At 62.9% G+C, this 26,595-nt stretch carries 16 protein-coding genes; 3 read left to right on the plus strand and 13 right to left on the minus strand.

Going from position 1 to position 26,595, the window contains the following annotated elements; all coding sequences use genetic code 11:
• The first annotated feature begins 28 nt into the window (after positions 1-28).
• Positions 29-1,210, plus strand: coding sequence for a cation diffusion facilitator family transporter (locus tag DW754_RS05915; protein ID WP_117758751.1), 1,182 nt, complete (start codon positions 29-31; stop codon positions 1,208-1,210).
• A gap of 12 nt (positions 1,211-1,222) precedes the next feature.
• On the opposite strand, the gene DW754_RS05920 is transcribed toward DW754_RS05915, so the two are convergent.
• The 12 genes from DW754_RS05920 to DW754_RS05975 form a co-directional block, all read right to left on the minus strand.
• Positions 1,223-2,212, minus strand: a complete 990-nt coding sequence (locus DW754_RS05920; protein WP_117758750.1) for a hypothetical protein — start codon at positions 2,210-2,212, stop codon at positions 1,223-1,225.
• A gap of 179 nt (positions 2,213-2,391) precedes the next feature.
• Positions 2,392-4,059, minus strand: a complete 1,668-nt coding sequence (locus DW754_RS05925; RefSeq protein WP_117564492.1) for a formate--tetrahydrofolate ligase — start codon at positions 4,057-4,059, stop codon at positions 2,392-2,394.
• A 144-nt stretch (positions 4,060-4,203) separates the two neighbouring features.
• Positions 4,204-5,271 (minus strand): Holliday junction branch migration DNA helicase RuvB, encoded by a 1,068-nt coding sequence (ruvB, locus tag DW754_RS05930; RefSeq protein ID WP_117629582.1) that lies wholly within the window; start codon positions 5,269-5,271, stop codon positions 4,204-4,206.
• Positions 5,271-5,891, minus strand: coding sequence for a Holliday junction branch migration protein RuvA (gene ruvA, locus DW754_RS05935; protein ID WP_117758749.1), 621 nt, complete (start codon positions 5,889-5,891; stop codon positions 5,271-5,273). The genes ruvB and ruvA overlap by 1 nt, the downstream gene beginning before the upstream one ends.
• Positions 5,891-6,412, minus strand: a complete 522-nt coding sequence (gene ruvC / locus DW754_RS05940; protein WP_035137351.1) for a crossover junction endodeoxyribonuclease RuvC — start codon at positions 6,410-6,412, stop codon at positions 5,891-5,893. Before ruvC ends, ruvA begins: the two co-directional genes overlap by 1 nt.
• A 280-nt stretch (positions 6,413-6,692) precedes the next feature.
• Complete coding sequence (locus DW754_RS05945; RefSeq protein WP_117637342.1) at positions 6,693-8,678, minus strand: hypothetical protein; 1,986 nt, start codon at positions 8,676-8,678, stop codon at positions 6,693-6,695.
• A 117-nt stretch (positions 8,679-8,795) separates the two neighbouring features.
• Positions 8,796-9,158 carry a desulfoferrodoxin family protein gene (locus tag DW754_RS05950; RefSeq protein ID WP_117758748.1) on the minus strand — a complete coding sequence of 121 codons (363 nt, stop codon included), beginning with the start codon at positions 9,156-9,158 and terminating at the stop codon, positions 8,796-8,798.
• Positions 9,159-9,308: 150 nt separating this feature from the next.
• Positions 9,309-12,773, minus strand: coding sequence for an SNF2-related protein (locus DW754_RS05955; protein ID WP_117758747.1), 3,465 nt, complete (start codon positions 12,771-12,773; stop codon positions 9,309-9,311).
• A gap of 28 nt (positions 12,774-12,801) precedes the next feature.
• Entirely contained in the window at positions 12,802-16,605 is a 3,804-nt protein-coding gene (dnaE, locus tag DW754_RS05960) for a DNA polymerase III subunit alpha (RefSeq protein WP_117758746.1), read from the minus strand.
• A 174-nt stretch (positions 16,606-16,779) separates the two neighbouring features.
• The gene (locus tag DW754_RS05965) at positions 16,780-20,403 is read right to left on the minus strand and encodes a UvrD-helicase domain-containing protein (RefSeq protein WP_117758745.1); all 3,624 of its coding nucleotides are present in this window, start codon (positions 20,401-20,403) and stop codon (positions 16,780-16,782) included.
• A 3-nt stretch (positions 20,404-20,406) separates the two neighbouring features.
• Complete coding sequence (locus DW754_RS05970) at positions 20,407-23,577, minus strand: PD-(D/E)XK nuclease family protein (protein ID WP_117758744.1); 3,171 nt, start codon at positions 23,575-23,577, stop codon at positions 20,407-20,409.
• A 156-nt stretch (positions 23,578-23,733) separates the two neighbouring features.
• Positions 23,734-24,033, minus strand: a complete 300-nt coding sequence (locus DW754_RS05975; protein WP_022094855.1) for a YerC/YecD family TrpR-related protein — start codon at positions 24,031-24,033, stop codon at positions 23,734-23,736.
• A 324-nt stretch (positions 24,034-24,357) separates the two neighbouring features.
• Between DW754_RS05975 and DW754_RS05980 the strand changes: the two genes are divergently transcribed.
• Entirely contained in the window at positions 24,358-24,723 is a 366-nt protein-coding gene (locus DW754_RS05980) for a phage holin family protein (protein ID WP_055250947.1), read from the plus strand.
• Positions 24,724-24,865: 142 nt separating this feature from the next.
• Here DW754_RS05980 and DW754_RS05985 read toward each other — a convergent pair whose 3' ends face one another.
• On the minus strand, positions 24,866-25,294 hold the full coding sequence (locus tag DW754_RS05985) for an Rrf2 family transcriptional regulator (protein ID WP_117564502.1): 429 nt from the start codon (positions 25,292-25,294) through the stop codon (positions 24,866-24,868).
• Positions 25,295-25,547: 253 nt separating this feature from the next.
• Between DW754_RS05985 and cysK the strand changes: the two genes are divergently transcribed.
• Positions 25,548-26,486 (plus strand): cysteine synthase A, encoded by a 939-nt coding sequence (gene cysK / locus DW754_RS05990; RefSeq protein WP_117758743.1) that lies wholly within the window; start codon positions 25,548-25,550, stop codon positions 26,484-26,486.
• Positions 26,487-26,595: the final 109 nt, after the last annotated feature.

The raw sequence follows: 26,595 nt of genomic DNA on the forward strand, positions 1-26,595 counted from the left end.
CTTAAACATGATTGTGAGGACGACCGCTATGCTATTTGTAAATCGGCTGGTACATACGCTTGTTCCCGGCAGCGAGGGCGAGCCGGTCGATACCTCCTGCCGCACCAACGCGGGCTTCGCCGCAAGCCTCATCTGCATTGGCCTCAACATCACTCTGTGCCTGGCCAAGGGCATCGCGGGCCTGCTCGCCGGCTCCGTCTCCCTCATCGCCGACGCTTTCAACAACCTCTCCGATGCCTCGAGCAACATCGTAAGCCTGCTCGGGTTCCGCCTTGCCAGCCGCCCGGCAGACGAAGGCCACCCCTATGGCCACGGCCGCTACGAGTACCTAGCCGGTCTGTTCGTCGCCGTCCTGGTTTGCGCCGTCGGCATCAACCTGATCCTCGAGTCGGTCACCAAGATCATCAAGCCCTCCCCCACCGCCTACACGCCGGTCTCCCTAGCCGCTCTCGTCTTGTCCATGCTCGTCAAATTCTGGATGGCCGCATTCAACCGCGCGCTGGGCAACCGTATCGATTCCGAAACACTCATTGCCACAGCGCAGGACTCCAAAAACGACGTCATCACCTCGGGTTCGGTCTTGATGGCGGCGCTTATTTCGCAGACGACCGGCTTTGACCTCGATGGCTGGGCAGGCCTGGGTGTGGGCATCTTCATCTGCATCAGCGGCATGGGTCTAGTGCGCGACGCCATCAGCCCGTTGCTGGGACAAGCGCCCGACCCCAAGCTCGTTCAGGCAATCCGCGACAAGATCATGTCCTATCCGCAGGTCTTGGGCACACACGACCTGATGGTGCACGACTACGGCCCCGGTCGTCAGTTTGCCAGCGCCCACGTGGAGATGCCCGGCGAGGGCGACGCATTTGAGCACCACGAGATTTTGGACACCATCGAGCACGACATCAAGCGCCAGATGGGCATCGGCATCACGTTGCACTGTGACCCCATCGCCACCACCGGCGACGACCTGCGCGGCTGGGTCAAGCGCGGCATCATGCAGATCGACCCCGCGCTCTCCATCCACGACCTGCACGAGCACGACGGGTTCGTTTCGTTTGACCTTGTGCGTCCCGACGGCTTTGACATATCCGACGAGGAGCTGCTGGAGCTCGTCACGCGCATCGTGCACGAGCGCCGACCCAATGCCTCATGCGTCGTTACGTTTGACTCGGGCTTTAGCTCGCCCGACCGTCCGGCCGAGCAGCTGTAGCCCGCTTAACAGCTAGTTTCCCTGAGCGCCCGAGATGCCGTTTTGCAGAGCGTTCCAGGCATCCGTCGCCATGCCGCCCAAGTTCTGAGCGGTGTCGCCCAGGTTCTGGGCCGTGTCGCCCAGCTCTTGGGCCTTATCCCCAAGCTCCTGTGCCTTGTTGCTCAAGTCCTCCAGCGTATTGGAACTCGAGCTGTCGGTACCGCTTTGGCCGTCGGGCGAGTTGCCCGAGCTATTCTTGTGCGTGAGTTGAATTTCGAGGTTGCCGCTGTCGTTATAGTAAGCAGAAGTAACGACCCAGTTGGCATCGATGACGGGCGTTGAGCCATCATCAGTCAGGACCACGGCATTCGAAAGATTGGCGCCGCGCGACTTGAGAAGTTTCTTGGCGTTGGACCAGTACTGCCCCGGGATATCGCTCAGATCGACGGTGCTAGACGAGGCGGACTCGGTTTGCTCGGCAGCGGTATCGGCCGTTGAACTCCCTCGTTTGTTGAGCATGCCCGACACAATGGCAAACACAACCGACAGCGCAAAGAAGATCGCCAGCACGATGAGGATCTTCTTGATCACGCTCGACGAACGCGACGGCTTCTTCTCCTCGTCCTCGCCATATTGCGGAATCGACTTGGGGTACTCGCGATACGGCTCGCGCGACTCGTAGCGAGACTGCGCCGTGCGAGGCATATACGTCGTCTGCTGAGGCTGCGGAATGGGATTTTGTGGCAGGTCATCATAGGGATTCGGCGTCGAGGCGGCATAAGAATCCTGCGGCACGTAATCAAACGGGTCCGGAGCTGCGTTGCCATAGGGGCCTTGCGAAGATGCAGCGTAAGAATCCTGCGCCGTGTCGCCATAGCCCATAACCCGGGTGGGCTCGACCGAAGGCTGCGTCGCGGCAGGGTCGGTATAACCGGGGTTGGGAACAACGCGGGTCGCATCGGCGCTATCGCCAGCCTGCGCGGAACCGTAGCCGCCCATCACGGTTGTCTTGTCCTGATCCATGCAACGATTCCTTTCCGTCGCGCGTGAGCCTCAAGTTATCCATGCATTCTACCCGCGCAAAAGCCTATGATGGGCAGAGTCCGTCGGTATCTACAAGACATGCGCGGGCCTAAGGATAAAAAAGCCCCGCCGGGCCTTGGGGGCACGGCGGGGCGGACAAGCAGCTATGGGCAGCAGGCTTAGAACAGGCCGGTGATGTTGCCGTCGTTGTCGACGTCGATGTTCTCGGCCGCAGGGACCTTGGGCAGGCCCGGCATGGTCAGAACACTGCCAGTCAGTGCGACCACAAAGTGGGCACCGGCGGAAACCTTGAGCTCGCGCACCGTGATGCGGAAGTTCTCGGGAGCGCCCAGGGCCTTGGCGTTGTCGCTAAAGCTGTACTGCGTCTTGGCCACGCACACCGGCAGGTTGCCAAAGCCGTTCTCGCGCAGCTCGGCGAGCTGGCGCTTGGCGGCCGGCGTAAAGTCGACGCCGTCGGCGCGGTAGACCTTGGTGGCAATGGCCTCAAGAGCGTCGGCCACATCGGCGCCGTCCTCATAGGCAAACTTGAGCTCGCTCGGCTGCTCAATCAGACGCATGACCTCATCGGCAAGCTCGAGCGCGCCCTCGCCGCCCTTGGCCCAGACCTCGGAAAGCTTAACGTTGACGCCGAGCTTCTGACACTCGGACTCGATGAGCGCAAGCTCGGCCTCGGTGTCCGTCGGGAAGCGGTTGATGGCGACTACGCAGGGCAGACCATAAACGTTCTGGATGTTGTCGACGTGACGCAGCAGGTTGGGCATGCCGGCCTTGAGTGCCTCGAGGTTCTCCTCGTTGAGGTCGGCCTTGGCGACGCCACCGTTGTACTTCAGCGCACGAGCGGTCGCGACGACCACGACGGCGCTGGGGCGAACGCCCGTCATGCGGCACTTGATGTCGAGGAACTTCTCGGCACCCAGATCGGCACCGAAGCCGGCCTCGGTAATGGCGACATCGCCAAAGCGCATCGCCATACGCGTGGCCATGATGGAGTTGCAGCCGTGGGCAATATTGGCGAAGGGACCGCCGTGGACAAACGCGGGCGTACCCTCAAGCGTCTGCACCAGATTGGGCTTGAGCGCATCCTTGAGCAGTGCGGCCATAGCTCCTTGGGCCTTAAGGTCGCGTGCGCGGACGGGCTCGCCGGCATAGCTGTAGCCGACAACGATCTCGCCCAAGCGCTCCTTAAGATCGTTGATGCTCGTGGACAGGCACAGGATCGCCATGACCTCGGAGGCAACGGTAATGTCAAAGCCATCCTCGCGCGGCACGCCCTGGGCCTTGCCGCCAATGCCGTCGATGACATGGCGCAGCTGACGGTCGTTCATGTCGACAACGCGCTTCCAGGTGATGCGCTTAACATCGATACCGAGCTGGTTGCCCTGCTGAATATGGTTGTCGAGCATGGCGGCCAGCAGGTTGTTGGCGGCACCAATAGCATGGAAGTCACCAGTAAAGTGCAGGTTGATGTCCTCCATGGGGATGACCTGCGCCCAGCCACCGCCGGCGGCACCGCCCTTGACGCCGAAGACGGGACCGAGCGAAGGCTCACGAAGGGCCACGGCGCTCTTGACACCGCGACGGCGCAGGCCATCGGCCAGACCGATGGTCGTAGTGGTCTTACCCTCGCCGGCGGGCGTGGGGTTGATAGCGGTCACGAGGACGAGCTTGGCCTGGTGATCAGTCGGCTCGTTGAGCAGTGAATAGTCGACCTTAGCCTTGTCGAAGCCGTACGGAATAAGGTGCTTAACGTCGACGCCGGCGTTCTTGGCCACCTCGGTAATAGGCAGCGGCGTAACAGAACGTGCGATTTCGATGTCAGTAGGCATGGGCGGTCCTTTCGTTACCGGATGAGAAAAAGACCAATCCAGCATAGCACGGGCGTGCAATAGTAAAACACCCGCAACCGACAAACGGCGATCTGTTTATCCAATGCTCAGCGATAGCTTAACAACCCGCCAAAACAAAGCGCCCTAAATGGTAGGTTCAATCCCCAGGTGCTCAAAGGTGCGAAGGGTTGCCTGACGGCCCTGCGGCGTACGAATCATCAACCCGCACTGCAGCAGATACGGCTCATAGACATCCTCGAGCGTGCCCGGGTCCTCGCCCACCGCGCTGGCAAGGGTCGTAAGTCCCACGGCACGACCGGAGAACGTCTTGGCAAGCGTCTCCAAGATACGAATATCCATCCAGTCCAGGCCGAGCTCGTCGATCTCAAAGAACTCGAGTGCCTGACGGCAAATATCGAGCTCGATGGGGCCGTTGCCACGCACCTGCGCATAGTCGCGCACGCGCTTGAGCAAACGATTAGCCAAGCGCGGCGTGCCACGCGAGCGTGAGCCGATCTCGAGCGCGCTCGGATGGTCTATTGTCACACCCAGGATGGACGCCGAGCGCGTCACAATCTGCGCGAGTTCTTCGACCGTGTAGTAATCCAGGCGATATGAAATGCCAAAGCGGTCGCGCAGCGGGCCAGTCAGCATACCCGAGCGGGTCGTTGCCGCCACCAGCGTAAACTTGGGGATATCCAGGCGAATCGATCGTGCGGCCGGGCCTTTACCGATCACGATATCGAGGGCAAAGTCCTCCATCGCGGGGTACAGGACCTCCTCGACCGAACGGTTGAGGCGGTGGATCTCGTCAATAAACAGCACATCACCCGGCTGCAGGTTGGTAAGGATAGCCGCCAGGTCACCGGTGCGCGCGATGGCAGGGCCACTCGTGGTCTTGATCTGAGCGCCCAGCTCGTTGGCGATAACGGTGGCCAGCGTGGTCTTGCCCAGGCCCGGAGGACCCGAGAAAATCACGTGGTCGAGCGTCTCGCCACGGCTCTGCGCCGCTTCGATCAACACGCGCAGGCTCTGCTTGATGTGCTCCTGGCCACAGTAGTCGTCCAGGCGCTGGGGGCGCAAAGTGCGGTCGACATCGAGGTCCTCGGCCGTCAGCTCCGAGCCCACCATGCGCTCGCCGTGCGCCATGGATGCCGCCGGCGAGTTGCCGGGCGTCGCCCACAGGTCCTGAGAGTCATCGGCTTCCCACATCACGCATCCATTCCGAGTCGCTTAAGCGCCGCGCCGAGCAGATCCTCGACACGCATATCCTGCCCATCATACCCGCTCAGAGCGACATCGGTCTCCTGCGGGCTAAAGCCCATGGAAAGGAGTGCCGCACGAGCATCATCAATGGCCGAGGGAGCGGCAGCGGGCACGGGCATCGCAACCTGTCCGGGAATCACGTCGACCGGCACAAAGCCCTTATCCTTGGCAAAGGTGCTCTTGAGCTCCAGGATCAGACGCTGCGCGGTCTTTTTGCCCACACCGGGCACCTTGGCCATGCCCTTGTCGTCCTCGGCCATCACCAGCGAATACAACTGGCCCACGGTATAGGTGGAGAGCACGGCAAGCGCCAGGCGCGGACCGACGCCCGAGACGGACACGAGCCGGTCGAACATCGTACGCTCATCCTTAGAGGAAAAACCGAAAAGTGTCATGGCGTCCTCGCGCACCTGCATGCGCGTGTAGAGGCGGACCTCGCCGCCGGGCGTCGGCAACGTGGCCGCAGTGCCGCCCGAGATGCCGAGCTCAAAGCCAACGCCCGACACGTCGACGACGGCCGAGCTCATCGTGGCCTCGACAAGCGTTCCATGGAGCTGGGAAATCATCAGTATCCGGTTCCTCTCTGTTGATAGAACTCGCCACCGGTAAGGGCACGGGTGCGGCTGAGGTTTACGTGGCAGATGGCGCAAGCCAGGGCATCGGCGGCATGGTCGGGATGCGGGTCGTGGTCGAGCTGCGTGAGCGTACGAACCATATACGCGACCTGCCGTTTGTCCGCGGCTCCGGTGCCCACAACAGCCTGCTTAATCTGCATAGGCGTGTACTCGCCAATCTCGAGCGCGCATTCCGAAAGCGCCACGAGCGCGGCACCGCGGGCATGCGCCGTAGGGATGGCCGAGCGAACGTTGGCGCCAAAGTAAATGCTCTCGATGGCAGCGGTATCGGGTCGATAACGCTCCACGACGCCCTTGAGGTCGCGGGCGATATGCGACAGGCGCACCGCGAGCGGACTACCCGCGCTGGTCTCGATGCAGCCATAGGCACGGCAGCGAACCTCGCCACGCCGCTCCTCGATAATCCCCCAACCCGTATGAGCCAAACCGGGGTCAATGCCCAAGATAACCAAGCCAACCTCCCCTCGCCACAAGCGCAGCGCAAGACAAGGCCCCGCGCATCATTCACGAACGTCTGTTCTAGAATAACACAATAGCGGCCGCATCTAGCAAGCAAGGTTGAACCATAGGTTGAGCATAAGTCAGCGAGCGAGTCCCTGCCGTGGCAAGGTGTCGCGAAAGAGGAGCGCCGCGTACTTTTGTACGCAAGCGACGGTTTGAGCGGCAGATTGCCCGGCAGGGGCTCGCGCAGCGTCGACTCGTTACGCGGTTTGGCAAAACCGCGTAACCTTTTTAGTTCTGCGAGAAGAACGGGAACTGTCGGGGATCAACCGGCGGATGCGGCATCGGGCCACCCTGGGGCCCACCCTGCGGGCCACCCTGGCCGCCCATCATCTTATCGATGGCGTCCTGAACCTCGCCCTCGAACTTTTTCATTCCCTCGTGTAAACGACGCTGACCGTCTTCAGAGCGCAACTCCTCCATTTGTTCGGGCGAAATACCCAGTAGCTCGCCCAGCACGCCCATCATCTCGTTTCGCACGCGCTCACTAGTATCCTCGTCAGCAAAACGGCGCACCTCGGCGCGCGCCAGCGAATCGACCGTCATACGCTCCTTGCCGTTAAGCCCCAGGTCGGACCACGCGAGCATGTACGGCCAGGAGCGCTCGGCAAACGAACGGGACGAAACGATCGGCGCCGTCGGCAACATGCGGCGGGCAGCCTCACCCTGTCGAACGAGCATCAGCAGCAGCGAGCAGGCCTCAGGCTTGCCAGCGGCCATCGGGATGTCGTCGAAAGATCGATTGCGGTCCACGTGCGCCTCAAGCGCGCCATCGATCTCACCCGGCTCGACCCCGCCGAGCAGCTGTGCCGCGCGGTCGAGCATATCGACCGGACCGTCGAGCGTCGAGAGCGCCTGCGCCAGCACTCGCTCCATACAATCTTCCACCGCGTTGAGCGTCACGAGCTCTTGGGGCACCACGGCAGACGTGCGGTTGCGCACGCGCGCCACAAACTCAAGCGTCGACAGGTACACATCGCCAAAGGGCGCATAATCGCCCTGGTAGCCGCCGCAAAGCGCCGGCGCCGCCAGTGCGTACTCGGTTTTGGACAGCGGGCTCAGCGCCATCGCACCCAACTCGAGCGCCGTGTCCTCCAGCATGAGGCCCAGCGTGCGAGAGCGCAGGCGCTCGGCGTCGCCCGCCGACACATCGCGGTCGAGCACGCGCGCGGCATCCGGCGCATCGCGCTCAACCGTGCGAATATGCAGGCGCTCGGCAATGGCGCGAACGGCGGCACAGCGAGCAGCCTCGGCCTCCTCCTGCGCCGGCGTAAAGATGCGGTTGCGCCCCAGCACCAGGCCAATCACATTACGTGGGCCCAGAGCGTCGACGGCCAGCGCCGCCAGCAGGGACGACGGCAAGTCGCCCTCGAGTGCCACCACGGCGCGCGACGCACCGTGGGCCCGGGCGTTGTCGCGCACGGCGAGCACCAGCGCCTGCCACAGCCACTCCTCGGAACGGAACTCGGGCAGTTCGTGATCTTCCAGGGCATCGAGCATCACGCCGCGCTGAATCTCCTGAACCAGCAGGCTCTCCTCAAAACACGGCGCTTGGGCCACCACGCGACCGCAGTCGTCGAGCACAAACGAACCGCCGGTATACACCGACTCGTCATAGGCACCGACCGGCGCCATACAGGCAAACCACACACTGCGCTTGGATGCGATCTTGCGGTAGGCGCCGCTGCGAACGGCGGCAATGGCGGCAGTCTCGCGGTCGGTCATGTCAAACGCATTGAATTGGAAATACGCAATGAGGTCAACACCGGTCGGCAACATCTCGAGTTCGCGGTCCAAGTCAAAAATCACGGCGATGCGCACGCCGTCCACGTCGAACACCGGCGGCGCCCAACGCGTGTCGTTGTTCTCGCCACGCTGCAGGGCAATGCTCGAACGCGCCGGCACCACATGACCGTCCTTGAGCATCATGTAGTCGAGCAGCGGCTGGCCCTCAAACGAAACCGCCGCGGGCACGATGCAGATCATGTCAAGCTCCTGGATACGCTCGGCGACACCAGTCAAGCCGGCAAGCATGTCGTGCTCAAAGTCGGCAGTGCCCACCAGGCCCCCGGGCATGGCGCCCATAAAGAGCGGAGCCGGCACGCACAGCACGCGTGCCCCGCGCTCGTGGGCCAGACGAGCCTGGTCCTCGATGCGGCCGCAAATGCCCTCAATATCACCCAGGCGCATATCGATCTGTGCAAGTGCGAGCTTCATGGCTCAGCCCTTTCCGTCGTAAACCATCGTTGTCGTAGTAAAAGCGCCGGCCGCATGATGCAGTCGGCGCTCGCATGTGCATATGCTAGCTATGATACCCCGAGCGGGGACGCGCTCCTAGAACGTCGCGGACCACAGCCCATGCAGGTTGCAATAGGCATAGACGGTGCCGGTCTTGGAGCCGCCGGCAAAAAACGTCGCGGGCTTCATGCCGGGCTGGAGGTAATGGACCTCCAGACGGCCCTCGGCCTCAAGGGCGATCCACTCGATGTAGTGCTCGGGCAGGCTGGGGTGCTCGACCGAGCCAACGCGTGCGCGAATCACGTGACCGTCGCGCTCGGTCTCGACAACAGGCACGTGCTTCTCGTGCGCCGCGTCCTCAGTGTTTGCGGTCAGTTCCGTGCAACCGGCAGGGGTTGCAACGTCGTTGCCAAGGGCGGCAATGAGCTTGCCGTCGGGGTCCTTATAGAATTTCGCCATGATGTTCTCCTTTGCTGATGTGCCGATGTTCTCGATGCTTCTTATGCCCAAAGGCGCGCGAACCATCCACGGCATCGCAAATGAACACATAACGAGCGGGGACGATGGGGCAACGTGCGCTATCCGCCCTGGCGGCCCCACCCGAGCGGGTTAGCGCCCGTCGCCGCCGAGCAGTGCCAGAACATCCTCGCGGGTAAACAGCGCCGAGGAGATGCCGTCGCCGCCGAGCACGCTGTTGACCAGGTCGCGTTTGGACTCTTGCATCTGCATGATGCGCTCCTCGATCGTGTCCTTGGCGATGAGCTTGTACACGGTCACGGTATGTTGCTGGCCAATACGGTGCGCACGGTCGGTCGCCTGGTCCTGCGCGGCCACGTTCCACCACGGGTCGTAATGGATGACCACGTCGGCAGCCGTCAGGTTAAGGCCCACGCCACCCGCCTTGAGCGAAATCAAGAACACCGGCACCTCGCCCGCTTGGAACTGCGCGACCATCTTGGCGCGGCTCTCCTTAGACGAAGCGCCCGTGAGCTTAAGAAAGCCGACGTCCTCCTTGGCCAAGCGCTTGCCGATAATATCGAGCATGCCCGTGAACTGGCTGAACAGCAGAATGTGGTGCCCGCCGTCGAGCGCACCGTGCACGAGCTCCATACAAGCGTCGAGCTTGGCGCTCCCCGCCTTGTAGTCCTCGTAGTGCAGGTGTGGGTCACAGCAGATCTGGCGCAGTTTGGTGAGCTCGGCGAGCACCTTGAGCTTGTCCTTCTTAAACTCGGATGCCTCACGATGCTGCACCTGCTGGGCGATGCGGTCCTGGTTGGCCAGGTAGAGCTTGCGCTGCTCGCCGGTGAGCTGTGCCATGACGGTGTCCTCGATCTTCTCGGGCAGGTCGGCCACCACGTCTTCCTTAACACGGCGCAGCACAAACGGCGACACGAGCGACTGTAGGCGAGCGGCGCTATCGCCCTCGGCATGCTCGACGGGGCTCTCAAAGCGCTTGGCAAACGACTCGCGCGTCCCCAAAAGGCCCGGCATCAAGAAGTCGAAGATGCTCCAGAGCTCGGACAGGCGGTTTTCGATGGGCGTGCCCGTCAGGGCAAAGCGCACGCCGGCCGGCAAGCGCTTGGCAGCGCACGCCACCTGCGTGAGCGGGTTTTTAATGTACTGGGCCTCGTCGAGCACGACGCGGGCAAAGTCCTGCTCGGCATACTCGTCGATATCGCGGCGCATGAGGTCGTATGACGTCACGACCACGTTATGCTCGGCCACGCCGGCGATCTGCACGCGGCGTTGAGCCTTGGCGTCCACAATGGCGCACACGTCGAGCGAAGGCGCGAAGCGCTCCAGCTCGGCAGTCCAGTTATACACGAGCGACGCGGGGCATACCACGAGCGTGGGCTTGGCGTCTCCCGCTTCCACGCGCGCCAGGATATGCGCGATCATCTGCAGGGTTTTGCCCAGGCCCATGTCGTCGGCCAAAATGCCGCCGAGGCCCAGGTGCTCGAGCGAGCCGAGCCACTGGTAGCCATCGACCTGGTAGCCACGTAGCGTGGCCTTGAGAGATGCCGGCACCGTAAAGTCCATCTTGCCGAGCGTATCCAGGCGCTCGACGGTGCGGCGGAACGCAGCGTCGCGATCGGCTTCGAGCGCGGGCGTGCGCGCGAGCATGCTGTCGACGAACAGGGTACTCGACGCGGGAAGCGACACGCCATCGAGCAGATCGACGGCATCGACACCCAGGTCCTCGGCAAGACCAAACGCGGCGCGCGCCCCCTCATCCAGGCGTACGATGTCGCCGGACGTCAGGCGCGCAAACGTCTGATGACGCTTGTAGGAGTCGAGATAGATGGCAAGATCTGCCGCCGAAAGACCGCTCGCGCCCAGTTCGACATCGAGCAGGTTGCTCTTGACGGTCGCGCGCACCGAAAGCTTGGGCGCAGGGCGCACCGAGATCTGGCGCAGGCGGTCGCTGAGCATGACCTCGCCCAGCTCGGACAGGGCAGACAGGCCCTCGGTAAGCAGGCAGAACAGGCTCTCGTCATCGCGTTCCTCAAACGCCAGGCCGCCCTCGTGGAAATCGAAGTACATGGCAGCCGTGTCCATAACGCGAAACTCTGCCACCTCGTCGCGCGGCGGCACGCCCGGGCGCTGGTCTTCGAAGGGGCTTCCCGGAGCGCCCAGGCCAAAGAGATCTGCCGACCAGTCGCCGTAGGTAACCGTAATTTTGCAGGTCACGAGCCCGTCGTCGACACCGATTGACATGGCAAAGCTCGGCTCGGGCGCCACGGTATCGAGCGCGGCGGGCGCGGTGAGGTCGGTGTAGTCGCGCAAAATGGGCAGCGCCATGCGGCAGAACTCACCCACCTGCTCGACGGCGATATGGACCGGCGTGCGACAGGGCAGCAGACGCGACAGAAACGGTGCGGCATGCTGGGCAAACGCCGCATCGGCGCGGCGCGCGCGGTGCGTGTCAACCAGATAGGCAACGTCGCCCGAGACAAAGCAGTACATATCGGCGGGCAGACGCAGGTCGTAGCTGCCACCGGCCGCCGGCGCGATCTTGGCGGCAAGGAGCGGCGGTTGTTTTGCCGAGGCCTCGTCCTCCCCCACCGGCGACAACTCAACCGCTACCTCATAGGAACGATGCGTTGTCGTTCCCCGCGACCAGGCGGGCTCAAAGGAAATGGTCCGGCCAGGTAGCAAGTCCAGCATGTATACGATGTCATGCTCGGACAGCGGCAGCTGGCGCTCGGCGACAAAGCCGCTGCGTGCAAAATCGTACGACGCCGAACGCGAACTCGTGATGTCGCTCAGATACACAACCGTTGCCACAACAAGGTCGAGCAGGCGCACCGAAACCTCGTCAAAGGCTTCGGGCGTATGGACAAACGTGAGCTTCTTGCCGTACGAGAAGGTGCCGCCTCGGACATAGGCATCGGCCATGCCGTCGATATCCTTGACCACGTAGGAGACCGATCCACAGCGAATGCGGAACTCGAGCGCCCAGCTAAAGCGGTCAGCGAACAGCGGATTGTAGTACGGCACCAACGAGGGCTCCAATGCCGCTTTGGGGGCGTCGGGATCAACGGCACCGGCAAGCTTGCGGCGCATGCTCGCCAGCTCATCCATGCGCGCGTCCAAAAGATCGGAGAGCGCCGCCACAAGGCTCGGGCTCGTGGGGACGGGCGCCGGGAAGGGAAAGTTGGGGTTGACGGCCGGCGCGGCGGACATGGCGCGCGCGGGCTGTTTCGGCTGCGCCGTAAACGTGCGAACCGGCGTGCGCAAACCTTCGACGGGCTCGGCGCCGCTGGCATCCAAATACGCCAGCGCCGTGGCAATAGCGTGCTTACACATACCGGGATAGCGGTATGCGGCGGGGCAGTCGCAGTCGTAGTCGATAACCTCGTGCTCGTCCATGTCGAGCGCCACGTGCGTCTTGTACAGGTAACCGCGCGAGCCGCGCACCGCGCCCTCGACCGTCACGTTTTTGGAGAAGCGCGAGCCGCTGTCCTCGATCGACAGCACGGCACCGTTGAGCATGAGCGAACGCCCCTTCATAAAGGTGCCGCTCAACGCCGCCTCTTTGCGAAGCGCCTGCACAAACGTCCCCTGCGCCATCACTTCCTCCAATCTCACCCGGGGTAGCTTAGATCACCGTCACGCGGCCCTGGTTACCCACAATGGCCTTGGCCTCGGCCAGCAGCGGAATCGAACGCGCGTTGACCTTGGCAGGTACCTCGGCACGCAGCACGCGCCCGTCCACCTGCTCGATAAAGATCTCCACGCGGTCGCCGCCCGGGCTAGCGGTGAGCACCGTGGCCAGGCGCGCCATATTGCCCTGGCTAAAGCGGCTGTTGGGCACCATGACCTCAAACACCTTGGGCTTGTTGTTCTCCTCGTTGAGCTCGAGCGGCACGATCTCCTGCGCGATGATCTGGTCGCCGCGGTCCGAGCGCTCGAGCTTGCCCTTAATGCGCACAAAGGCATCGGACAGCTGCGCGCCGGTCTCGGGATCGACCTCGCCGTACAGGTACCCCTCGGCCTCCTTGTAGGTCTTGGGGAACACGACGACGGTGGCCTCGCCTTCCATGTCCTCGAGCTGCACGATGCCCATGGGGTCACCGTTTTTGGTCACGCGCTTGGACACGCTCGAGACCATGCCGGCCCACCACAGCGCCTTGCCCTCGGGAATTTCCTGGTTGATGGTGCCGCCCGTAGGATTCTGAACTTCGTAGCCGGTGTCGATCTGCGAGAACGAGAAGTCACGCGCCTTGGCTAGTGCATACTCAAACGGGCGTAGCGGGTGGTCCGAGACATAGATGCCCAGAACCTCCTTCTCCTGACTCAACTTAAGGTGGCGGTCCCATTCCTGGCCATCCGGATCGGGCACGCTCACCTCAAAGCCCGAGCCCTCAACGTCGCCAAACATATCGAAGAACGACGTCTGGCCGCTCGCGCGATCCTTCTGGCGCTTTACCGCGGCATCGATGATGTTCTCGGGGTTGTTCTTGTCCACAAAGTGCATCATCTGGCGACGCGGATACCCCGTGGAGTCGAAGGCGCCTGCCTTGATGAGCGATTCGATCACGCGGCGGTTGGCCTGGCTGGAGTCCACGCGCTCGACAAAGTCGTGCAGCGTTTTAAACGGGCCGCCCGCCTCGCGCTCGGCGATGATCGCCTGCGCCACGCCGGTGCCCACGCCGCGGATGCCGGCCAGACCAAAACGCACGCCTTCCTTGGTAGCCGTGAACTCGGTGCCGGACTCGTTGACGTCTGGCGACAGCACGGGAATGCCATCGTGACGGCACGCCGAGACGTAGTGAACGATCTTGTCGGTCTTGCCCGTATAGGACGTCAGAACGGCCGCCATGTACTCATGCGGATAGTGTGCCTTGAGCCACGCCGTCTGCATAACCAGGATGGCGTAGCCGGCGGAGTGCGACTTGTTGAAGGCGTAGGACGCGAACTCGAGAACATCGTCCCAAATCTTCTGGGCGACCTCGCGCGTGTAGTTGTTCTTGATAGCGCCGTTCATCCAGTGGTCGTAGGTGGTCTCGTCCGAGCCATCCTCCCAGTGCAGCACCGTCGACGTGAGCAGCTTGATCTTTTTCTTAGCCACGGGTTTACGGATACGCGAGTCCGATTCGCCCTTGGAGAAACCGCACATCTCGACGGAGATGAGCATAACCTGCTCCTGGTAGACCATGGTGCCGTAGGTTTCGCCCAGGATGTCGTCCAGGCGGTCGTCGTAGGAGACGGCCGGCTCCTTGCCGTTCATACGGTTGATGTAGGACGAGACCATGCCGGCGCCCAGCGGGCCCGGGCGGTACAGGGCGATCAATGCCACGACGTGCTTGTACTCGGTGGGCTTCATGTTCTTGATCGTGGCCGTCATGCCGGCGGACTCGACCTGGAAGACGCCGGCAGTGTGACCGGAGCCCATGAGCTTAAAGATCTCGGGATCGTCAAAGGGGATCTCTTCCTCTTTGATGTCGATACCGAAGTTCTTTTTGATGTTTGCCTTGGCCTTGGAGATAACCGTCAGCGTGCGCAGGCCCAAGAAGTCCATCTTGAGCAGGCCCATGTCGGCAACGGTATGGCCCTCGTACTGGGTAATCTCGACGCCGCCCTTGGTGTCGAGCTTGGTGGGCACATGTTCGTTGACGGGGTCGCGGCAGATCAGAACGGCGCACGCGTGCACGCCCTCGCCACGGGTGAGGCCCTCAATCGAGAGCGCCGTGTCGATGATGCGGCGGGCGTCGTCGTCCTTTTTATAGGCCTCGGCAAAGTCGGGGTTAAACAGATCCTCTTTGCCGGGTTGTTTTTCGAGTACCTGCTTGAGCTTGACCTTGGGGTCGCTCGAGACCATCTTGGACAGGCGCTGGCCCATGTAGACCGGGTAGTCCAGAACGCGCGCGGCATCGTTGATGGCCTGCTTGGCCTTAATGGTCGAGTAGGTGATGACGTGGGTGACCTTCTCGGGGCCGTAGAGCTGGCGAACGTGCTCCACGACCTCGAGGCGCCGCTCATCGTCGAAGTCCATATCGATATCGGGCATCTCGGTACGCTGCGGGGACAGGAACCTCTCGAACATCAGGCCGTTCTCGAGCGGGTCGAACGCGGTGATGTTCATGGCGTAGGCGACGATAGCGCCGGCGGCCGAGCCACGGCCGGGGCCGACGCCGATGCCGTTGTCCTTGGCCCATTGCACGTACTCGGCGACGATGAGGAAGTAGGCGGCAAAGCCCTTGTCGCAAATGACCTTGTATTCGTACTCAAAGCGGTCTTTGATGTTGACGCCACCGATCTCGCGCGTGGCCCAGTCGTCACCATAGTGCTGGCGCAGGCCCTTCTCGCACTCGCGGCGGAACTGGCTCTCGTGCGTCTCGCCGGGATCGAGCAGCGGGAAGCGCGGCAGGATGATGGAGTCCCAGTCCAGCTCTACGTAGCACTTGTCGGCGATCTCGAGCGTGTTGTCGCAGGCCTCGGGGCAATACGGGAACATCGCCCGCATCTCCTCCTCGGTCTTCATATAAAACTCCGAGCCGGTCATGCGCATGCGGTTGGGGTCGTCGACCTTGGCGTTCATGCCAATGCACATGATGACGTCCTGCACCGGCGCGTCCTCGCGGCGCAGGTAGTGGAAGTCGTTGGTGGCAATGACTTTGACGCCCACCTGCTTGGCGATATCGATGAGCGTGCGGTCCATCTGCTCGTCGGTCAGGCCGTTGTCGGTGGTGATGCCGTGTTCCTGGATCTCGATATAAAAGTCGCCGGGTTCGAAGGTATCGCGGAAGGTCTCGGCCCACTTGATGGCGCCCTCCATGTCACCGCGGTCGATGTATTTGGGAATGATGCCCGCGATGCAGGCGCTCGTGCAGATCATGCCCTTGGCATGGCGGCGCAGGTTGTCGAGCGTCACGCGGGGCTTGTAGTAAAAGCCCTGCACGGCGGCCTCGGAAACCGTCTGCATCAGGTTGACGTAGCCCTCCTGGTCCTTGGCCAGGAGGATCATGTGGTAGAGCTCGGGCTTGTGGTCGCGGGCAAGGGTCTCGTCCGGCGTAAAGTAGACCTCGCAGCCAAAGATGGGCTTGATGACCAGGGGCGGCTTGAGCTCGTCGATGTTGCCCTTCTCATCCCACATGGCCATGTCCTTCACATACTGGGCATGCTCGCGCGGGTTTGCCTCGGGATCGGGCTCCACCAGCTCGTCGCGGCGATCCTTTTCCAAGAAGGCCTTGTCGTGGCTCCAGGTTTTGTACTCGGGTGTGTTGTGGTTGACGGCGTCGCAGGCCAGCGCCAGATCGGGCACGCCGTACATGTAACCGTGGTCGGTAATGGCCACGGCGGGCATGCCAAGCTCAACGGCACGGTTGACCATATCCTGGATACGGGTTGCGCCGTCGAGCATGGAGAAAACAGTGTGATTGTGCAGATGGACGAATGCCATGTGATGAGCTCCGATGCGGGTTCGTGTTCTGACTGAACGATTTTACCCCACGGCACGGACAGCACCCGAACCTAGCCAAACCCACACGGCTCCTATTGAGTTGCGGTGAAATACGGACTGTTTGCCGGCTTTTTTGGCCAAAACAGTCCGTATTCCACCGCAAGTTATTGAGGGCTAGAGGCTGTAGGTGACCACCTGAGGCTCGCACGGGTTGGCGAGGTCGACTTGCTCCACGCGGACGAACTTGACGGTCACGGCCTCAAAGCCCGCCTTGTGCAAAACATCAGCGTAGACGCGCGCCTGCAGGGCGTGCTTCTCCTGCAGCTGTTCCGGCGTCTCGTCCGGCGTGCCGCCCGTCTTGTAGTCGATGACCAGCGCGCATGACGAATCCGCCGGGTTCGTCGCCAAAGCATCGATGGCGCCCTCGGCATATGCACCGTAGCGAGCGATGTCTTCATCCTCGCAGCCCAGCGAAAAGAACGGCACCTCGGCGCGAACGCACGGCCAGGCAAGTAGCTCGGCACGGACCGCCGACTTGAGCCAGCGATCCAGGGCAACGTCGAAGCGTTCGCGCTGTTCCGGCGTCAGGCGCCACAGGCGAGCCAGGGCGTCGGCACGCTCGGCGGGCAGCTCATCGGCACCCATCTCGATCAGCCACTGGCAGGCGGCATGGAAGGCCGAACCCAAGGCCATGGGATTGCCGGCGGGCTCGACAGCGGCCACGTCCGCATCCGTCATTTCCGAGCCATCCGACTCGGCATCATCGCCAGCCTCGTCCATGGGCACGCGCGCCTCGGCGGCACGGTCCTCGGCCTCGGCATGCAGCGCCGCGGCAATTGACGAGTAGCTGTACGAATCGCGCACCGGATACGGGCAGGCGCCCATGCGCACGCCCACCGTCTGGGGATACACGAGCTCAAACGCATCGGGCTCGGGGTCGGCAGGGCCGGGAACGGCGGCGCGGGCATCCGCACCGGCGCCCCCCGGCTCCGCATCGCCGCGGACAAGCCTGCCCTCGGCATCCAGAGAAGCATTGGCCTCAAACGCCTGCTCGCCAAACGTAAAGTCCGCCAGCGAGATGAGCTCGTAGTCGCCCGGCTTGGAGTTGTCGAACACCAGGCGGTCGGCATCGAGCTGCGGCATGTCCAGAGCGTCGGTAGGCAGAATACGACGCAGCACGTCATAGGTCAGATCGGTCTCGACGTCGAAGGTCGGCGCCGTCACCTTGCCGCGGCTCACGCCGGCATCCATCGCCAGAATGACCAGCTCTCGCGCACGCGTCATGGCGACATAGAGCAAGCGAGCCCGCTCCTCGAGCGAAAGCTGCAGGTCGTCGTTACGCAGGCGGGCAAATGCCTCGGCGGGAGAGCCCGTCGCACAGACGTCCTCCATGAGCTCTGGCGGCAGCCACAGCGACGTGCCCTTGCCCTTAAACGCGTGCTCAAACTGTTTTTTGACGTCATCGCCCTTCACGAACGTGCCGTCCGCGAGTTTAACGCCGTCGAAGCGCGCCGGCAGCGCCACGACCTGCGCTCCGCCCTCGACACGCCCCATCTGAGCCGCACCCGAGGACTTACGCACGCCAAAGCACTCCGCAACCGCCACGACCGGATACTCCAGGCCCTTGGAGGCATGCACCGTCATGATGCGCACCGCGCCGTCGCCCTCCTCGTTGAGGGCACCTGGGGCCTCCTTGCCCGCCAAGAAGCGGTCGAAGGCAAGCGCAATGGAACGCGGCGAGTTACCGAACTCGGCCTCCGCCTCGGCCACGGCATCGAGCGCCTTAAGCACGTTGGCGGCAATGGCCCTGCCCTCGGGACCACGCTGTGCCAGACGCACAAACCAGCCGGAGGCGTTGACAGTATCGCGCGCGATGGCGGCGAACGAATCGCGCCCCACACGGCGAAGCGCGTAGCGCAGCACCTCGCGGGCGCGCGTCACGAGCGGCAAGTCTTGCAAACCCGGCACATCGAAATCGCTCATGATACCCGCATCGATGTTGCGGCGCGAGGTCTCCCCCGTCTGGTCGTCCAGCTTGGTCGCCAGCGCCAGGAACTCCTGGGCGCCGAGCGCAAACATCGGCGAGGCGAGCAGCGGCATAAGGCCCTGCGCCGTATCGGCCGGATTGGCGAGTGCGCAGACCAGGGCACGCACCGTCTGCACCTCGGCTGCCTGGGCAAAGACCGAGCCGCCTGCGATCACGCAGTCGAGCCCCTGGTCGCGGAAGGCCTGCGCATAGACATCGGCGTTGGTCATGCGGCCCAGCAGCAGGACCATGCTGCCCTGGGGCTGGCCCGCTTTAACGAGTGCTTGGAATCGCTCCGCAATCGCGCGAGCTTTCGCCTGCGTTCGCTCCTGCGTACTGCCACCGGCAACGAGCAGCGCCTGGCGGCGCGATGCCTTCGCCTTGAGCTTGTCCTCGCGTTCGTCGCTCGGTTCAAGATCCAAGAACCCCTGCATCAAACCACCGGTGTCGCCGTCAAAGACGCGCGCCACATAGCGCAGCACCTCGTCGTGGCTGCGGAAGTTGCGTACAAGCTTGACGAGCTCGCCGGCGGGGGCATCGGACGTGGCGACCGTCTCGGGCGCCGTCGTCGAACCCACCTTGCGCTCCTGGCGACGGAACACCTCGACCTCGGCACCACGGAAGCGGTAGATCGACTGCTGCGCATCGCCTACGGTGCACAGTGCGCGCTCCCCCGCGCCCGTCAGGTAACGGATCAAATCGACCTGCATCTGGTCGGTATCCTGGAACTCATCGATCATGACCATCTTAAAGCGACCCTCATAGGCCGCTCGAATAGCCGGGTAGTCGCGCAGCGCCTCGTACGCCATACGCAGTAGGTCGTTGTTATCGAGCGCGGACTGGCCGGCCTTCAGCGCGCGATACTCAGCCTCCACGGAACGGGCCAGGCCCACCAGCGCATCGAGCGCGGGACCACCGCAGGCCAGCACGATATTGATAAACGCATCGGCAGCCTCGGCCTTGAGCAGCTCCACCTGCTCCTTAGGAAACGCCTTGCTCGCCCGAGGCATGCTGCACGACATCATGAGTCGCGCTGCATCCTCCATGGTTTTGCCGCTCGCCTCAAACGCGTCGATGGCATCGAGTGCCACCTGCGCTTTCTCGGTCGCGGCCTTGCTCGCACCCAACGCCGCGCGATAGGCGTCGGCAAGCGCAGAGGTGTCGGCCTGGCCGCGCGCCACGCACACATCGTCCATGCCGCCCGGCAGCTGGCTCGATAGCTCCAGCAGGTCGCGCACCAGACCTTTGATGGTGGTACCGGCGCCAAACGGCCCGCCCTCGCCCGCCATGGGATACCAAGCGTAGAGGGCCTTAAGCGAGGCGGCGAGCTCAGGCGCGGCATCGGGCGCCGTCGCGCGCCCCAGCACATGCTCGACAGCCTGATCCATAAGCTCATCGGTATCGGTAAGCACCGTGAACTCGGGATCGATGCCCAGCTCCAACGCATGCGCGCGCAGGATGCGCGAACACATACCGTGAATGGTCGAGATCCAAGCGTCGTCGACGGTCAGGGCCTCCTCGTCCATACCCTCTTCGATAAGCGCGCGACGCACGCGGTCGCGAATCTCGGCCGCGGCATCTTTGGTAAAGGTAATGGCGAGCACCTGGTCCAGATGCTCGACAAACGGACCGGATTCGGGCGAGAGCGCGTAGACGATGCGGCGCGTGAGGGTAAAGGTCTTGCCCGAACCGGCACCCGCCGAGACAAACAGCGGACGGTCGAGCGTTTTGACGATCTGCAGCTGTTGCGGCATCAAAGTCGAAAGATCCATGGTCTACACGTCCCTCCTTACAAACGTTCCTTCGTGGTTATACGAGCAGCGCGCATGCGCGGCCTGAGCCGACGTCGGGTCGACGGCGGCAACGTCGCCTGCCTCGAGTTCGTGCAGGCGCTCGGCGATGCCGGCCTCCACGCGATCGAGCAGGGCGTCGAAGTCCATGCTGCCACCCTCGCCGGGAAAGCCCTTCTTAAGCCCCGGGATGCGGCCGTCACCACGCTCCTCCTCGAGCAGCTCGGCACTCGCGGCGCCGCGCAGCGCCGGTTTGCCGCCCTTGGTCGAAAAATAGAGCGCCGCACGGGCATCCAGATCCAGCGCCCGGCGCATGGCCTGGGCGTAGATGAGTGTCTGGGTATGGGGCGGCAGCCAGCGCGGGTCGTCGATGGGGGCCTCGCCCGACTCCTCGTCGCGCACCGTAGGATCGGCGAGCTTAAACTCCTCGACACCCGAACGATGCTTGTAGTCGATTACCACGGCGCGATTCTCGGCATCCACATCCACGCGGTCGATGCGCCCGCCGAGCGGCCAACCGGCATACTCGACCTGGAGCTCGTTGAACGCAAACTCCAGATAGCGCGGCGCGAAGGGCGCGAGCGCCTCGGACTCGTAGGCGAGCACGCCTTCCAACTGCGGCAGAATCTCGGCCACCTGACGCTCCTCCACCGGGGAGAGCGGCACCACCGGGCCCTCGGTACCGCGCTTGCCGGCGTGCTCGGCCAGGGTCTCGGCAAAGACCTCGTGCAGCAGCTCCTTCGCGCGCGGCAGATTCATGGGCGTCACGCGCTCCATGCCCTCCTGCGGAAGACGCGCATGCAAGTGCTCCAGCACGTCATGGACAAAGTTGCCCTTCTCCATGTTGCCAAAGCCCGCATCGATGGACTGGGGCTTGATGCGATACGACACGAACCAGCACAGCGGGCAGGTGGAGTAGGCCTCGATCTGCGAGGCGGACGTCAGGCGCGGCACGAGCGGCGCGTCCTCGCCCTCGTCGTCGCGACGATGCAGGACCAAATACGGCACGGCCTCGGCACTCAGATGCTGAGGGGCTTCACAGGTCACGCGCTCGCGCTTGAGACCTTCGCCTGCCGCGGGATCGAAGTCCCTTACGATATCGCCCTCACCCACACACTTCGCCTTGTCGGCGCCAACGGCCTTAGCGTCGTCAGCGGCCTTGTCGGCGTCAGCGGCCTTGTCGGCGTCAGCGGCCTTAGCATCGTTAGTGGCCTCGGCATGCGCCCGCAACTTGGTCCACACGGCAGCCGGGTAGCACTCGCGCGCCTGGCGATCGTGCGTCACGCGGGCAAGCGCAACCGGACCACGCGACGCTTGTATCGCGCGGCCAAAGCGTGCGCGCAGCAAGGCCGCAGGCTCAAGCGTCACACCGCTGCGATCTAACTCTGCCGTCAGCGTGGCCAGCGGACCCTCCTCATGCGAGAGCGGATAGCTGTCCAGATCGACATCGGCAAACAGGACGGCATCATAGCTACCGGGGCGCAGAGCTGCTGCATCGGCAAGCGATGCAAAGCGCACCTGGGCGCGCGGCGCACGGTCGACCTCAAATGTCTCGTAGTCATATGCCGTACTGCGCTTGTCCACCTTGGTTCGAACGCCATCGAGCACGGGCACGGCCGCGGCCTGCGACACGTCGAGCGCGCGGGCGCCATTCATAAGGATGTCGATGGCGTGGCGCAGCAGGGCCACCTCCGTCTGGCGACGGGCTTGGCCATCCAAGCTGCCCAGCGAGCGATCGGGCAACGCCTCGACAACGGCAAGCATGGCCTTGAGCGCCGTCACGGGCTTGTCACGCCACAGCGCCTGGAACACGTCCGAGACCACGCACGGAACGTTCTTAAACCAGTTCTCGTCGCTCGCCGCTTTACGCGCGCCCCTCACCTGGCCCTGCACGCTCTGCAGCAGGCTCTTGACGCCCGCAGTGGTCTTGCTGCGCGACAGTCGCATATTCTTGTCGAACGTGCGCGCGCTGGCGGCATCAGCGCCCGAAAGCGGACTGTAGATCCAGTCGGTAAGCTCCGGCGCGGGCCACCACTCGGTCTTTGACGCCATGCCCTCGTCGGCGGCCTTCATGCGCTCGATCAGGCCGGCGAGCGCCGCAAACTGCCTGCCCGCAATGGATTGGGAAAACGCCGTGAACTCAACTGTCTCGGCAGCGATATGACGAGCCGCCAGACGAGAGGCGAGCTCACCGAACAGCTGGGGTGCCCGGGCAGAAACAACGAGCACGCGCGCGGGGTCGGCAGAGGCGCCGGCGGCGCCGTTGACCTCGGAACCCCGGCACGTTTTTACCAGATCATCAATTGCGTCCGCATAGACATGAGCACGGGCATGGGGACCGGCGACCTCAATAAAGACTGGCTGAGCGGCAGTCCCGCAAGCGACATCAGACGCGACGGCGTCCTCCCCCAGCGGCGCGGCCTCAAACAGCACGCCGCGGGCATCAAATGCCGCGGCAAGCTCCTCACGCATCGCCGCCTGCTCGCGGGCAAGCAGCACGACGACCTCTCCCCCATTGTTCGCCACGGCAGACAGCAGCTCGAGCAGGCCGTGCGTAAACGACGTGACACCGCGCACGCATACGGCGCGGGTGCACGCCGGCAGGTTATCGGCCAGGGCACCGGCCATAATGTCGGCCGCCTCGCAGGGCTCGACCATATCTCGACGGTCCAAACCGCGCGCATAGGCGCACAAAAGTTCAAACACGCGAGCCTCGGCGTCGCTTCTGGGCTTGGGCTTGCAAACGTTGTCGCAGCAACGCTCGGCACCTGTCCCTGCCACACCCGGCAGCACATCGCGAGCCATACGCGCGAGCATACGCACCGTGCCCTGGCTGCGCGAAAGCGGCTGCAGGTCGGCGTCGTCGAGACGCGCTACCATGTCCGAAAACAGCATCTGGCGCTGCAGGTTGTCGACGAAACCGCGCCCGTCGCCCAAAAGCTCCCAAAGCGAGCGAAGCCACGACGAAGGGGTCTTGTAATCGATACCCAGTGAAACCCCAACTTCCGCCGCATCATGACGGCACAGATCGAGCTCGGCAAACGTAGGCGCCAGCAAAACGGCACGCCCGTGGCGGGCAACCAGGTCGGCGAGCAGCGCCGCCTCGGCATCGCTCAAATCCGCGCCGGCGTTGGTGGTATAGATTCGAACAGGCATGGTCCTCCACTCAAACCGTTCGCAATAATCAGTGCTTCCATCCTACCCGCCCGCGCGGACACATTTGCCCCACGCCAACAGATTTCCTCCGTCCCCAAGGGATCAAAAAACCGCCCCCGAAGGGACGGTTCTGCGCAATTCGTTTTTGTCGCTGGCCTACTCGCCATCCTCCAGCTTGATGAGGATCTTGCGATAGCCGCCGTACTCGCCGTTGAGTGCCTTGGACACGCGGCTCACCGTAGTGGACGAAGCGCCGGTGCGGGCCTGAACCTCAACATAAGGCTCGCCCTCATCCAGATAACGCGCAACCTGCAGACGTTGCGAAAGATCGCAGATCTCGCGCGGCGTGCAGATATCGGTCAAAAACGCCTGGATATCCTTCTCGTCATCCAAAAGACTAAATGCGTGGACCAGCTGCTTGACATCAGGCTTGTCAAACATGTTCTCGATATTCATCGATCACCGCCAAACCCGCCATAAGGCATCGAAGTTGATACTGACATCGGGCATCGTTCGCCCGTTCTATGCAATAGGGCAACGCCTGTGGCTTTTGCCCGTAGCAGTGTAGCACACCACCAAACTAAAGCGACAAGACTCTCTGCCAGCGGCGCGTTTTTCAGGACGAACGCCGTTTTGAAACCGAATGCGCACGTAAGCTCCACGAATATCTGAGACAATGGGCGGCCGAACAAGGCGGCACACCCGAGCGGCCGTCCAAGCCGCCGCAGCAAACCGCTTCACGCGACACCGACGCACCCTGCGCAAGAAAGGATTCACACCATGCGCTTTATGCTTAACTGGCTCTTTACCTCGATCGCCATCGCGATTGCCACGTTCCTCGTCCCCGGCATCCAGCCCTTCGGTTTTGCCGAGGCCTGGGTCTGTTTCGCCTTCGTGGGACTGTTCCTGAACATCGTCGATTCGCTCGTCAAGCCGTTTCTGACGGTTATCTCGCTGCCGCTCACGATCATTACGCTGGGTATTTTTCAGCTCGTAGTCAACAGCTTTATGCTCGAGCTGGCCAGCTATCTGTCGGTCAATCTGCTGGGCGCGGGTATCTCCATCGCCAGCTTTGGATCGGCCTTTATGGGCAGCATCCTGGTGTCCATCATGCGCAGCATCCTCGACAGCATCGCCGAGGGCTAAAACGGCCATTCCGGCCGCGCCCGTCTCAACAGCCCAAAACGAAGGCCGCCCATCACAAAAATGGGCGGCCTTCTTATTTGCCAAGTCTCAAAGGGCGAGAGAATCTGCCATTTCCACCCCGTCCCCAAATGGCAGGTGTGGGTTAGATGACGTAATCGTAGCCTTCGTTGGGAGCGACAAGTTGATCGAGCGTCACGCCATCGAGGTAGTCGTTGATGAGCTTGTCCAGGTTCTTCCACACATCGAGTGTGGGACACTCATCCGAACGCGAACAGCCCTTGCAGTCGCCGTCCAGGCATGCGACCGGTGCCAGACTACCCTCGGTCAGGCGCAGAATCTCGCCCACCGTGTACTGCTCGGGCGGGCGCGTGAGCACATAGCCGCCGCCCTTGCCGCGCATGCCCGAGAGCATATTGGCGCGCACGAGCGTAGCCAGAATATTCTCGAGGTACTTCTCCGAAATACCCTGACGCGCCGCAATCTCTTTAAGCGGGATACGGCCTGTCGCCTGGTGCTCGGCCAGGTCGACCATAACGCGCAGGGCGTACCTGCCCTTAGTAGAAACCAACATATATAGTGCTGCCTTTCGGTCTTTTAGTCCGTTGAAATTCTAGCCGAAAAATTGACTTTGAAAATACCCGTTCCGGTCAAGATGGTTAATCAACTTGCAATAATCTCCTATTTCCTATTGCATTACTAGGCTTTAGTGTCTACTATGCTTCCCAACAGCTAAACGAACAACCTATAAGGTTTGTGGGTTTCGCTGCTAGAAACACCGTAAAACCACACGGTATCCAGTCATTTGAACACTTTGGAGGTTCACCATGAGCAATGTTTACACGTCCATCGATCAGCTTATCGGCCACACCCCGCTTCTGGAGCTCACCCACTTTGAGGCCGACGAGGACCTCAGGGCCCGCGTGCTCGTCAAACTGGAATACTTCAACCCCGCCGGGTCCGTTAAAGACCGCGTCGCCAAGAACATGATTGACGAGGCCGAGAAGGCCGGCAAGCTCGTGCGTGGCGGCGACTACACCATCATCGAGCCCACGAGCGGCAACACCGGCGTCGGCATCGCCTCGGTGGCGGCGGCCCGCGGCTACAAGGTGATCATCACCATGCCCGAGACCATGTCCGTCGAGCGCCGCAAGCTGATGCAGGCATACGGTGCGCAGCTCGTGCTCACCGACGGCTCCAAGGGCATGAAGGGCGCTATCGCCAAGGCGGAGGAGCTGCAGAAGGAGACTCCCAACAGCATCATCGCCGGCCAGTTTGTGAACCCCGCGAACCCGGCCATTCACAAGGCCACGACTGGCCCCGAGATCTGGGACGACACCGACGGCAAGGTCGACATCTTCGTCGCCGGCGTTGGCACCGGCGGCACCGTGACCGGCGTGGGCGAGTTCCTCAAGGAGCAGAACCCCGAGATTAAGGTCGTCGCCGTCGAGCCCGCCACCTCCCCGGTGCTCTCCAAGGGCCAGGCAGGCCCGCACAAGATCCAGGGTATCGGCGCCGGCTTTGTGCCCGACGTCCTCGACACCCAGGTCTACGACGAGATCATCCCCGTCGAGAACGAGGACGCCTTTGCCACCGGCCGCGCCGTGGGCCACAAGGAGGGCGTGCTCGTGGGCATTTCGTCCGGTGCCGCCGTGTGGGCCGCACTGCAGCTGGCCAAGCGCCCCGAGAACGAGGGCAAGACCATCGTGGCGCTGCTCGCCGACACCGGCGAGCGCTACCTGTCCACGGCGCTCTTCCAGGACTAAGGGCCCGTCACTTGTCGATAGGCCCAAGGCACGCCGTTCTTCCCTCTCTTCTGGCAGCGGTTGATTTCCGATCTCAGCCGAACACATTGAGCAAATAGGCCATTCCCGC

The sequence above is a fragment of the Collinsella sp. AM29-10AC genome (assembly GCF_003469085.1).
Lineage (GTDB): Bacteria > Actinomycetota > Coriobacteriia > Coriobacteriales > Coriobacteriaceae > Collinsella.